Genomic DNA, 12,307 nt, shown 5'->3' with positions numbered 1-12,307 from the left:
GGTGAACTTTCCAGCTTAGTGAAAGGCCGAATTCTGAGACGTGTTTTTCCGGCTCAGAATCGTGCCCACGGCGTTCCAGCCCAAATTTTCTGACCGACCGGTTGTGCCCACAATATTACCCATGATTAACGCACCAACGAAGCCAAATTTCACAAACTCCGCACACTTATGCTGGACACAAACGACAACAAAAACAGCATTGATGATCCGCATAACAGTGCAGTTCATCGATGCTGTTTTTAGATAACGTTACTCCAGATATATGGCTCGCAACTGTGCAATTTCAGCATCCGTGACGCCGATGACATCGCGCAGGTAAGCGTGGATGCCACCGTAGACGTAGTTGATCAGGGTCATCGATTGGTCGAAGTAGTCGACTGAAACCGATGAGAGATCGCGGATGGAGCTGATAAAGCACGGGTTTTGGTAAGCCTTTTTCGCCTCAGCAACCCGTTTTTCGATCCGTGGTACCGAGTACTTGTTCGTCAACAGATAGTCGTTACGAACATCCTCGAGCTGACGCCTAAGGCAAACAGTACCAGAATGGCGCCCATGCCGGTGCGATCCTTGCCAGCAGAACAGTGGAAGAGAATGGACTCGTCTTCACCATGTGCTAGTAAATAGTCGAAAAAACGGCGGTAAGCGCGTTGCGGTTGCTCATTGATCACCAGTCGCCGATAAACGTAAAGCATCCGCCAATAGCCGCTTTTACGGCCACTTGAGTAGTAGCGTTGCAGGCGTTTGGCCGTCCCGGTACTTTCCGTTTCATCGTCATCGAAGACCGGCATATGGATGAATTTGATACCCGCCGGTACCTGATCCGGATATGCCGTCACTTCGGCGCTTGACCGAAAATCAATGTCCGTTGTGATCCCGTAATCTTGTAATAACCGTTCGTCATCAGTGGTCAATTCCGACAGGTAGCCCGTTCGCACGAGTTTATGCCACTTAACGGTTTTCCCGTCGGCAGCCCGGTAGCCACCCATATCGCGGTAGTTGACACCACCGGTCACTGGAATGACGCGCTGGTCGTTACTCGTCATCATCGATCACCTCCCCACTAAATTGCCGTGTAGGGAATCGAGACGCCTGGTTCTCCCCCGGCTGAATCCCACTGTTTTTAACGTGGGCTGGCCAATCGGGAGTGGTTAAGAACTTCATCCCGACTGCCATCAGGTCCCCAGTGGCGCGTTCAAAGCCAAACTGGGTGCCTAAGTGACCGGCCACCATAATCGGCACCTGATCACCCACCGCTAACTTAGCGGCGTCCGCCACGCGCTGATCCTTTAATTCAGGACAGGTCGTTGGCGTTTGGTCGTACTGTTTCATGGATAAACTGATGTAGTCAACTCCAAGGGCCGCTAACGTCTTCATCAAGACCAAGTTATCGCCAAAGGTCAATCCGTTAGGCTCGATCTCTTCTGGTGATAATCGGTAGCCAATGATGAACGGCCGTGACACGTTGTTGGCCACTTTCATGATGCGGCTCACCACCGTTGCGGCAAACCGGATCCGGTTCGCTAAGGAACCGCCGAACTCATCCGTCCGTTGGTTTGATGCCGGTGACATAAACTGCTGAAGCAGGAACGTGTTGGCACCGTGAAGTTCCACGCCGTCAAAGCCCGCGTCAATTGCCCGATGGGTAGCTTGTTCAAATTCCTGGATCACCGTTTCAATTTGTGCTGAAGTCATCTCGGTCGGTGTTTCCACCCGGCCATGTTGGGCCTCAACGGGACTCGGTGCTAACACCGGCTGCCCCTTGGTGACGAGATGGTTGGTCATTCGACCAGCGTGCACCAACTGTAAGATGGCGGCGCTGCCCCCTTGACGAATCACCGTTGCTAATTGTTTCAACCCTTTGACTTTCCCATCGTCCGCCGCACTGATCGATCCATAGGCGGTATTGCCTGAATCGGAGATGTACGCCGAACCAACGACGTCGATGCCGACGTATTTGGCTCTTCGGGCGTGAAAAATCAAATCATTTTGGCTCACCGCGCCGTTAAACAATGACGATTGCATGTTCAACGGTGCCATGACGAGTCGATTCTGTAACCTGACATCCTTAGTCAGTTGATATGGGCTGAATAGTTGATCAAGTTTCATGCTCACCACTCCATATCTACGTTCGCGTAATTTCCGGAATATCAAATCCAAGCAGGGTGTGAAGCTTATCAATAACCTGCCGTAATGCTGACTCAACTTCAGAAACCTCACCAACTAGGACGACAGAGCCACTGAACCGGTCAATGAAGCCAAGTTGCACGTTGCTGGCTTTAGTGGCCACGTCACCAGCGATGATCGACGCTTCACTTGGGGTGATCGTCAAGATGCCCAAGGCATTTCGATGAATCTGAATCCCCAATTTTTCGTAGATATCTTCCGTTGGATTGGCGACAATGTGCGCCAACGTGACCTGTTTACCAGGAACGTATTCTTGAATTGTCCGTTCAATATCTCTTGCCATGATTGAAGGCCTCCGTTACAACAAATTTAGGCACCCACAATTTTTAAGGTGTCACGCGCAATGATCAACTCTTCATCGGTTGGGATGACGAGTACCTTAACGCGACTGTTTGGCGTTGAGATTTCAAAATCATTGGCTAAGTTCTTATCTTCATCAATTTCAACACCTAAGTAGCCCAGGTTAGCACAAACCCGTGAGCGAACTGGTGCGGAATGTTCACCAACGCCGGCAGTGAAGACCAAGGTCTCCAAGCCTTCCAAGTCGGTGGTGTATGCGCCGATAAATTGTTGAATCTGGTGAATGTAGATCGACATTGCTAACTTAGCGCGGTCGTTGCCAGCCTTTTCAGCTTCCAACACGTCACGCACGTCGTTAGAAACCCCAGAGATCCCCTTCAAACCAGAATCGTGGTTCAACATGCTCCGAACATCTTCAGGGCTCATGTTGTGCTCTTCTTCGATGAATGGCAGGATCTCAGGATCAATGTCACCTGAACGCGTCCCCATCACAAGTCCGGCCAGTGGCGTGAAGCCCATTGACGTGTTAACGGACTTGCCGTTCTTCACGGCACAGATGCTGGCCCCGTTGCCTAAGTGACACGAAATCAACTTATTCGTTGCCTTTTCACCCAAGTGCCGCTTAGCTTCGCCGTAAACGTACTGGTGTGATTGACCGTGGAAGCCGTAACGCCGGATCCCATCTTCTTCGTAGAACTTGTAAGGTAAGGCGTAAGTGTAAGCCTTAGCTGGCATCGTGCTATGGAAGGAGGTGTCAAATACAGCGACGTCCTTGGCTTCTGGTAACAGTTTTTCGAACGCTTCGATCCCCAACAGGTTCACTGGGTTGTGCAATGGAGAAAGCACGGAAAGTTCGTCGATCTTCTTGGCAACGGCGTCATCGACTTCAACGGATTGCGTGTAGTAACGACCACCGTGAGAAACCCGGTGTCCAACACCAATAATTTCACTCTTATCCTGAATGGTGCCACTCCCAAGGAGCGCATCGATCACCAACTGGACCCCAGCGGTATGATCTTCGATGGGTTGAGTAGTTTCGTGCTTATCGGGTTGACCCGCGATCTTGTATGAAAAGACCCCGTCTTGATGACCGATCCGATCAACTAATCCACTAACTAAAACTTCTTCCTCAGGCATGTTGTATAACTTGAACTTTAATGAGGAACTACCGGCATTGATGGCCAGGATTTTCTTCGACATATTGTGCTTCCTCTCTGACTTTTAAAATTAATTTGATGGCGCTTTCATACCCTCTATTTTAACACGGGTAATTGGCGAACACACCATGATTTCGGGCTTTCTATGAAATTGGTCGGGTATATTGCTGGCAACTAGTCGGCTTTTTTAGCTACCTAATTTTCTGACTGACCGACCGTTACTAACGACACCCCTCAACTCACCCGAAAAAGCAAACAGCGAGTCATACGTCAACCACTGGCGTACGGCTCGCTGAGTACTCGGGAAGACTGACGCCTACCCTGCAACCGCTTTTAATTCAAGCAGTTACGATAATCATCGCGCACACTGGCGTGACTATTTGATAACTTCGTGGTAAACAGCAGCCAAGTCTTCATCAGATGGCGTTACTGGGTTACCTGGGAAGGTACCGTCGGCCTTAGCACCTTGGACAACTAAGTCGGTGTTTTCTAAGGCAACCTTAGGATCGATACCAAAGGCCTTTAAGGTCTGTGGGCAATCCATTTCGATCATCATGTGGTGGATCTCGGCAACCAAGCGCTTAACCGCGATCTTGTCGTTCATGCCGAAGGATACCAAGCCAGTCTTCTTGAAGGCATTTGCATACTTGTGCATCGCTTCTTCATCGTGAGTGGCGTTGTACATGATAACGTGTGGCAACATGATGGCACAAGCCAAACCGTGTGGCATGTGGTAGTTAGCACCTAATTGGTGAGCGATGGAGTGAGCAAAGCCCAAACCAGCGTTCGCAAAGGCCATCCCGGCTGCACATGAAGCTTCGTGAACCACTTTACGGGCAGCTTCGTCCGTTGGGTTCTTGTAAGCCGTAACCAACGTCTTGATGATGATGCAGGCAGCCTTTTCAGCTAAGGCGTCTGTAATCGTGTTGGCATCCTTAGAAACTAAAGCTTCTAGGGAGTGGGTCAACACATCAAGGCCAGAGAAGCAGGTCACACTCTTAGGTGCGGACATGACCAACTGTGGATCAAGCAAGGCAACATCAGGAATGATGTGGTCTTCCATGATTGGGGCCTTCTTATGATGTTCCGTATCAGTGACCACACTGTGTTGGGTCACTTCAGAACCAGTCCCACTGGTCGTTGGAATGGCAACAAACAAGTCAATTTCGTACTTCTGTAATTTTTCACCAAAGAAACGAATTGCCTTGGCAGTATCAATGGCAGAACCGCCACCGATACCTAACACAACGTCCGGCTTAACTGAGTTGAACACTTCAGTACCGGCCATGATGTTTTCCAAAGGAGGATCAGGTTTCACATCTGAGAAGATGGTCACTTGGTTCTTACCTTCGATGTTTTTCTTGATACGGTCTAAGGTTGGGGTGCCGGGCAAAAAGGCGTCACAAACCATCAGGATGTTACGGCCTGATAAGCGTTGTAACCACTCTAAGCTATCGCTGCCAGAGTAGACCTTAGTAGGAATTTTGAATTCTTCCATGAGCTAGACCTCCCATGAACGTAATGAGAACCCTTGTGGGCAGTTGAACCGGCGACGACGCGTAAAGGTCTTCGCGGTAGTTGTCCCTTCACCAGTAGGCGTTGCAATTGTTAATGCAGCAGCACCACTGTAGTAGCCGTTGTCACCGACACCGGTTGCAGCAAAGGTAGGTCCATTGGCAACAAAGATCGAGGTGTTCATACGGTGTGCAGCCTTGTTGATGTGTTGAATGTTGTTTGAGTGAATTGATGCAGTATGGTGGTTGCCGCCTTCAACTTCAAGGCCAGTTGCCAATACGGCGTCAAAATCAGGTTCGCAAACTAATGGCAAGATTGGCATTAACATTTCTGTCTTAACCAATGGGTTGTCTTTGTCAACGTCCATGGTGATCACAGTTGGGTGACCGGTGTATGAGATGCCAGCTTCTTCAAGAATGAAGGTTGCGTCTTTCCCAACGTACTTCCGGTCAGGGGCACCGTTAGCGCCGATGGTCATTTCAGCCAAGTGATCAATATCCTTTTGGTCCTTAACAAGGAAGGCACCATTTTGTTGGATCTTGGTCAACAATTCATCCTTAACGGGTGCTTCAACAATGATTTCCTTTTCTGAAGTACATAGGATTTCGTTGTCAAATTGAGCTGACGTGATGATGTTGTGGGCTGCCAAATCGATATCAGCAGTTGCATCAACCATTGCAGGTGGGTTACCAGCACCGGCACCGACAGCTTCTTACCACTGATCAAGGCTTGGTGCACAACGGCTGGGCCACCAGTAACGGCCAACATTGCGATGTCTGGGTGTTGCATCATTTGTTGAACGGATTCGATTGATGGGGTATCCAATGAAACCAAGACGTTACGTAAGCCAGTTGCATCGTAAACGAATTCGTTTAACTTTTCAACGGCCCAACGGGTAATGTTCTTGGCACCTGGGTGAGCACCGAAGAAGATGGTGTTCCCACCAGCAATCATCATGATACTGTTGTTAATAACAGTTTCACATGGGTTCGTACTTGGACCAACGGCCCCGATAACCCCAAATGGGGTGTATTCGTACATGACCATCCCACCGTCACCAGTTTCAACGTCTGGTTGAAGCAGTTCAGTCCCTGGGGTGTTGTATAATGCATTCTTTAATTTAGCAATCTTAGCTTCAACGGTCCCCATGCCAGTTTCGTCACGGGTTTCCTTTGCCATATATTCGATATATGGGCCAAAGCCGTCCTTAATTGCTTGGATAGCCTTGTTACGGAAGTCCATTGGCTTGTCTGCAAGGATTTCTTGAGCTTGCTTAGCAGCAGCGATGGCTTCGTTAACATCGGTAAAGATCCCGTTGCCAAGACCTTCAGGTTGAACTTCGCTGGTTGTCGCTGCACTCGAAGAGGCGTTACCGCTTAATTCTTCTTGCAGAATTTTTCTAATTGCTGCTTCAATACTTTGATCTGCCATACTCAGTTACTCTCCTTTAAAAATTCATTAACAACGGCTTCACAGATTGCTTGATCTTCTTCAATCAACCCACCGCTGACGCCGACAGCGCCAACGATTTCACCGTTGAGGACTAGTGGAATGCCACCTGGGAAGGAAACGAGTTTCCCATCCAACATGGTTTCCATTTGGTACAAAGGCCCGCCAGGTTGAATATCTTTACTGATATCCTTTGTCGGTTCTTTCATGGCAATTGCTGACCAAGCCTTCTTTGGTGCGAGGTACGTGCCTACCAAGTTACCGTTTGGCATGTGGTATGACATTTGAACCGTGGTTGTGATATCTTCAATGGCGATCGTCACACCCACTTTAAGTTCATCAGCCTTGGCAACGCCCGCATCGATCGCGCGTTCCATCTTGTGCTTGTCAAACAGGTTGTCGCTTGTAGCAGAAGCTGCTGCAGCGCCGCCGTTATCGGCTAACACTTGGCTAATGATTTCACTTAATTGTTCTTTATTCATAATTAGGATTCCTCCATTGCCTTTTTATACCGGTCGACTACCATGTCGACAACTTTTTCGTTCATCGCAACTTGGTCTTCTGACCGGGCCATGATGTAGAAGAAGTCGGAAAGTCGGTTCACGTAACGTTCCAGTTCGGGACGTACGTCATTACTCTCCATGAACGAAACGAATTGACGTTCCGCCCGACGGCAAACCGTCCGGCAAACATGCAATTGTGCACCTGCACAACTTGAACCAGGTAGGATAAAGCTGGTTACTTTTGGTAGTTCTGCGGTGTATTTGTCGATAATGGACTCCAAGTAGTGGGTGTCTTCATCGGTGATGATCGTACTTTGTTTGCGGAACTTTTCCGGTTCCTCAGTTGCAATCTCACCTTGAAGGAAGAACATCCGGTATTCGACCCGCTGAAGGATCTTACGGTTGTCAGCACTCAAGCAGAACTTGTCTGCTAGGCTTACGTTCGCGTTCAGCTCGTCAAACGTTCCGTAGGTCTCCACACGTAGTGAATTCTTCGGAACTCGTTTGCCGTCGAATAAACTTGTTGTACCTTTATCGCCACCCTTAGTATAAATGGCCATTAGCTACCCCTTCTTTATCACTTATCAAATCGGTCGATGATGCCGACGATCGAACAGTCGTTGACGTCATTCGACACGGCCTCAGCAGAAGCCCGCCGAGCACCCGCACCACGAACGAGTAACACGTACTCGCCAATGCCGGCACCCACTGTATCTGCGGCGACTTCTTCGTGACGGACGGTTTGCCCATCAGAGTTGACCGGTTGGACGATCATGAGTTTACGACCCACTAACGAAGAATCTTTTTGCGTGGAGACGACGCTCCCAACTACTTTTGCCATATACAATCTTCATCAGTCCTAATCTTTATTGTCAGCTGTTTATATTGGCTAACTTCCTTAGCTTCCGTTGTCAATTTTTGGGTCGGTGTGACCACCACAATTGACTGATCCGGTATAGCTGCTAAATCTTGTCTGCTAACAGACTTCTGGTAAAACGAAAACACGGGATGTTCTTTATCAACAACAAATGTCACTGGCCAATCTAACAGCATCTTCTTAGGAATAAACTTGATCATATACTGGCTAATGTGGAACGTAAAGTTCTCTTGAAAGCTAATCCCTTGCAAGATCCAGCGTGTCCACGGGTCATTAACGTTGACCCGGTACAGCTCAAGTAACAGTTCAATGGTCACATCGTTGATCGCGATGTTGCCATATTCCGTGTACACTTGTTCATCAGGCGGTAAGCCCTGATTGTGATAATCAACTTCGTAAGATTGGTGTTCGCGCTGCTTGATCTTAGCCAGTACTTGCTCAATAATATGATCCAATTTGGCCACCAACCTTCATTTACTGACGATTACTTTTTTTCGGGAACGATGATCCGACCGAATGTTGGGGCACCCATCCCGACGTTTGCAGCACTTGCTTCGTCAGTGTCAATGTGCATTTCTTCCACAAAGTCTTCACGAGGACGTGCAACCACGTCGTTGTAGATGGTGCAACGGTCTGGCGTCTTGATTTCAACTGAAACCAAGTCACCCAACTTAACACCCAACTTAGCAGCATCATCATTACTCATGTGAATGTGACGCTTTGCTACGATAACCCCTTGCACGGTAACTTCACCGTCTGGCGTAACTAGCTTAACGCTAGGCGCACCATCCAAGTGACCGGACAAACGAATTGGTGCATCAACCCAATTGCGATGGCTTCGGAGCGTGAAATTTCAACTTGTGAGTGTGACCGGCATGGGCCAAGCACCCGCACGTGAGAAATTTTACCGTTAGGCCCAACAACATCAGCCACGCTAGTTGAAGCAAATTCTTTAGGTTGCTTCAATGGCTTGAATGGTGTCATCTTTTGGCCTGGGAACAACGTCTTAAAGTCGTCTTCAGTTAAATGAATATGATGGTTAGAAACACTCACTTGAACGCGGTGCGGATCAGATGCCTGACCGGTTTGTTCTTGAATGACTTTCTTAATGATCTGTCTGAGTTTCTCTTCTGTTAATTCCATAAATTAACAACCATCCTTTGTTGAATTATAAATTATTTCTTTTCTGGTAAAATAGCTTCGACTTCAGCGTGTGGACGAGGAATAACGAATGAAGTTAAGACTTCGCCAATGTTTTCGGCAGCTTGTACGCCGGCGTCAACGGATGCTTTAACGGCACCAACATCACCACGAACCATAACAGTTACAAGACCTGAACCGATCTTTTCTTGGCCAACCATTTCAACGTTAGCGGCTTTAACCATTGCATCGGCTGCTTCGATAGATGCGACGAGACCCTTGGTTTCAATCATTCCTAATGCGTTGTTCATAATAAAATTCCTCCTATTTCTTCTTCTTGCCTTCTAATTCAGCGTAGTGAATACACTTTTTACGTGGTTCGCCTAACTTGCGTGGGCAATCGGGATCACCACAGAGGTTACACGTTGCTTTTTTCTTTTTGGCAACTGGTTTAGCAGTTGTTTTTGCGTCTTGTTTTGGTGCTGCTTGCTCAGTAGTTCCTTTGTCATCTCCGTTAACAGACAAAGGCGCTGCATTAGCGCCTTTGTTGTCGTCGACAGACCCTGTCGGCGCTGCATCCGTTGATGAGGCTAATGGTCCATCAGGTTCGGTAGGATCGTCATCATCGGGTCCTTGAGGTCCTTGTGGGTCATCTGGCCCTTGAGGATCATCTGGTCCGTCATTATTCGATTGCGCGCCCTTAATGGCATCGTTTTTCCCTAAGGTATCGATGCCTGGTGCGGGTCTGGCAATGACGGTTGAGCAATACACGTGATCGCCCAATTCGCCCTTGCCGGCGTCGATCGCCGCATTAACTGCAGCAACGTCGCCCACAACTGAGACGGTGATCCAGCCGCCACCCTTGGTATTTTCAACATACCGGAGACTGACATTAGCAGTTTTAAGCATTCGATCAGCAGCAACAATTGCGCCAGGAAGTCCTTCGACTTCAAGGTAGCCAATTGATTCTGATTGCATAAAACCCTCACCTGTCCTTACTTCTTGAATGGTACTCCCTTAACCAGTCGAGCCGCGTTGGCGCCAACTTTACGAATTGCGTCATAGCCGGTTTCAGCGACTTTAAACAGTGGACTGTCGGGCTTCAGGTTCTTGTAGTGAACAATCACCTGATCATCATCAAAGCCGATTCCGACGGACAACCGGGAGATTACGGAAGCGTCATACGCCCGTTCAACCGCGGTTGGTTTGTCGATGTCGGTGAATTGATACGGAATTTGTTCTTCCTCAATGCCGAGCAACATTGGTTTTAGTTTTTCAGGGAGTTGATCGTTGGAACCTGCTGGACAAGCAATAATGATTGTCGGCCGGTCTTTATCAATTGCCATAACTATCCCCTCTTTTCACTCGCATATGAAAGAATTAATCCGGTTGCCACGGCGTTACGAGGACCTTCGACGGCGCGAATGTTCCCACGGCCGGCAACTAAGTTGTAGTGCGACAGTTCATCGGTAACGAGTTGTGGAATTTCAAAGTCAAGTGCTGAGCCACCGACGATAACCACGAATGGAATATCGCGGATGTTACCAGTTGGGCTCACGTGTGCAGTGAACGAATCGCGTTGGTAACGAAGACCCGCTTCTTAGCGGTCTGGCGAACGATCTTAACTTTTTCAATACTCAAGTTACCTGGTAGTGGTTCGTAACCATCTGGCTTAACTGCGACAACTCTCGCAAATAATTCAGCTGGTAGTGGATCCTCGAAGAATTGAACTGCGCCATCTTCGTGACGAAGTTGGAACAGGTTATCCACCTTAGCCAACGGATACTTTTTAATATCTTCGGCTAAGTAAGGATCTTCCAAACCAAGCTCAGAGTTGATGATCATGGTAACCATGTCACCGGCCCCAGCCAAGTGAATTGCGACTTTTTCATCTTTTTGGTTGATGATCGACGCATCGGTAGAACCAGCCCCCAAGTCCAAGATGGCAATTGGTTTCGTGGTCCCAGGCGTTGTCAACGCTCCCAAAATAGCGGATTCAGCTTCGGCGCCCCCGATTTCAACGGGAACGTGGAATTCACCCTGAATCAAGTCAGCAATTTGTTGCATTTGTAAGTGATCGGATTTAACCATGGCGGCAATTCCGACCGCTTCTTCCATTGAAAATTCACCGGCTAAGCCACCACGAACCGTAACGGGTACGGAGGTGTTAACGGCCAATAAATCTTGAATGGCAATTTCACTGTTTTGTTTACCGGTTAATTCGGCCATCGTCTGACGAACTTTTTCGAGCATGCCACCAACGTTGGTACCGGACTCACCGGCAATGTCAGCGATGTTGTCAAACTCATTGATCTTCTTCATGATGGCGTCTGCACCAGCGGCGACGTTCACTTCGCCTCTACCGCCAGGTTGACCGCTAATCAAGATCTTCCCAGCTGGGATGACCCGTGCCTTAACGTCCCCCTTTGGCGTCTTGATGACAACCGCGGAACGGTTACCGATCAAGGCCCGTGAAACTGGCACAATGTTCTTCGTTTCTTCAGATGAAAGGTCGAACAGTGTGGCAATCCCGTATGGGTTAGAGAGTTGTGCAATCACCTTACCAGGTGCAGCAACTTCAACAGCGGCTAACATGCCCAGTGGCACCTTATCGATCTGGCCAACTTCATCAACGATTGGAATCTTTTTATCCAACCGGTTGTTGATCAGCACCCCGTCATCGCTTTGCAGGATGCGGCGGTGACGTTATAGCCAGATGCATGATAAGCATTGATCAGCTTGGCCGCGTCCTCAAAGTCAACTTCCTTAGGGATGATGACGATGTATGGACGAGACTTATCGCTCTCTTGAAGTAACTTGACTAATTCAACCGTGTAACCAGAACCAGTGCCGATGCCCCCAGGGTCCCAGGGTTATGACCGATCATGGTTGATTCGGTAATCACCGTTTCAGTGATAGTTTCCATCGCAACGTCGCCGATAACCGGTGTCGCTTCGTTGATCCGAATCAAATCCACGTCTGAGATGGCCATATGCGACTTTTCCAAAACTTGGTTAATGGAATTTCTAACACCAATCAAGTTTTGTTTTGTTCCTTTGATGCCTGTTGTTTCGGCAATTCCAGAATTGATAAACGTTACTTCACCATTGTCGGTGACATCAGCTAAAGCAACTTCAGTTGAGGAATTCCCAATATCAACACCAATTACACGTGTCATACTA

Annotated in this window: 11 protein-coding genes and 4 pseudogenes; all 15 read right to left on the bottom strand. The window is 48.5% G+C overall.

Features of this window, described 5'->3' with window-relative positions; genetic code table 11:
- Positions 1-249: 249 nt before the first annotated feature.
- The 15 genes and pseudogenes from JCM2765_RS05275 to JCM2765_RS05205 all read right to left on the bottom strand — a co-directional run bounded on the left by JCM2765_RS05275 (position 250) and on the right by JCM2765_RS05205 (position 12,303).
- A pseudogene (locus JCM2765_RS05275) lies at positions 250-986 on the bottom strand (tyrosine-protein phosphatase).
- Positions 987-1,032: 46 nt separating this feature from the next.
- Positions 1,033-2,106, bottom strand: coding sequence for an oxidoreductase (locus tag JCM2765_RS05270; RefSeq protein ID WP_054734632.1), 1,074 nt, complete (start codon positions 2,104-2,106; stop codon positions 1,033-1,035).
- Between the two features lie 16 nt (positions 2,107-2,122).
- Positions 2,123-2,467 (bottom strand): BMC domain-containing protein, encoded by a 345-nt coding sequence (locus JCM2765_RS05265; RefSeq protein WP_054734630.1) that lies wholly within the window; start codon positions 2,465-2,467, stop codon positions 2,123-2,125.
- 26 nt (positions 2,468-2,493) lie between these two features.
- Positions 2,494-3,684 (bottom strand): acetate/propionate family kinase, encoded by a 1,191-nt coding sequence (locus tag JCM2765_RS05260; RefSeq protein ID WP_054734627.1) that lies wholly within the window; start codon positions 3,682-3,684, stop codon positions 2,494-2,496.
- A 333-nt stretch (positions 3,685-4,017) separates the two neighbouring features.
- Positions 4,018-5,139, bottom strand: coding sequence for a 1-propanol dehydrogenase PduQ (locus JCM2765_RS05255; protein ID WP_054734625.1), 1,122 nt, complete (start codon positions 5,137-5,139; stop codon positions 4,018-4,020).
- A gap of 3 nt (positions 5,140-5,142) precedes the next feature.
- A pseudogene (locus tag JCM2765_RS05250) lies at positions 5,143-6,587 on the bottom strand (aldehyde dehydrogenase family protein).
- Positions 6,588-6,589: 2 nt separating this feature from the next.
- On the bottom strand, positions 6,590-7,087 hold the full coding sequence (locus JCM2765_RS05245; protein WP_054734622.1) for a GlcG/HbpS family heme-binding protein: 498 nt from the start codon (positions 7,085-7,087) through the stop codon (positions 6,590-6,592).
- A 2-nt stretch (positions 7,088-7,089) separates the two neighbouring features.
- Entirely contained in the window at positions 7,090-7,668 is a 579-nt protein-coding gene (locus JCM2765_RS05240; protein WP_054734620.1) for a cob(I)yrinic acid a,c-diamide adenosyltransferase, read from the bottom strand.
- 17 nt (positions 7,669-7,685) lie between these two features.
- Positions 7,686-7,955 (bottom strand): EutN/CcmL family microcompartment protein, encoded by a 270-nt coding sequence (locus tag JCM2765_RS05235; protein WP_054734617.1) that lies wholly within the window; start codon positions 7,953-7,955, stop codon positions 7,686-7,688.
- Positions 7,937-8,440: a PduM family microcompartment protein gene (gene pduM, locus JCM2765_RS05230; protein WP_054734615.1), complete on the bottom strand. Its 504-nt coding sequence runs from the start codon at positions 8,438-8,440 to the stop codon at positions 7,937-7,939. The genes JCM2765_RS05235 and pduM overlap by 19 nt, the downstream gene beginning before the upstream one ends.
- Positions 8,441-8,469: 29 nt before the next feature.
- Positions 8,470-9,128 (bottom strand): annotated as a pseudogene (gene pduL / locus JCM2765_RS05225) (phosphate propanoyltransferase).
- A gap of 32 nt (positions 9,129-9,160) precedes the next feature.
- A complete protein-coding gene (locus tag JCM2765_RS05220) occupies positions 9,161-9,439 on the bottom strand; it encodes a BMC domain-containing protein (RefSeq protein WP_275453041.1) in 279 nt (92 codons plus the stop codon).
- A gap of 10 nt (positions 9,440-9,449) precedes the next feature.
- Positions 9,450-10,103, bottom strand: a complete 654-nt coding sequence (locus JCM2765_RS05215) for a BMC domain-containing protein (RefSeq protein WP_054734609.1) — start codon at positions 10,101-10,103, stop codon at positions 9,450-9,452.
- Positions 10,104-10,120: 17 nt separating this feature from the next.
- A complete protein-coding gene (locus JCM2765_RS05210) occupies positions 10,121-10,471 on the bottom strand; it encodes a glycerol dehydratase reactivase beta/small subunit family protein (protein WP_054734606.1) in 351 nt (116 codons plus the stop codon).
- A 2-nt stretch (positions 10,472-10,473) separates the two neighbouring features.
- Positions 10,474-12,303, bottom strand: a pseudogene (locus JCM2765_RS05205) (diol dehydratase reactivase subunit alpha).
- Between the last annotated feature and the right edge of the window lie 4 nt (positions 12,304-12,307).

The organism is Secundilactobacillus similis DSM 23365 = JCM 2765 (assembly GCF_001311075.1).
In the GTDB taxonomy this organism is placed as follows: Bacteria; Bacillota; Bacilli; order Lactobacillales; family Lactobacillaceae; genus Secundilactobacillus; species Secundilactobacillus similis.
Note: the sequence above shows the minus strand (reverse complement) of the source record. Positions and strands in the feature narration are given on the sequence as shown.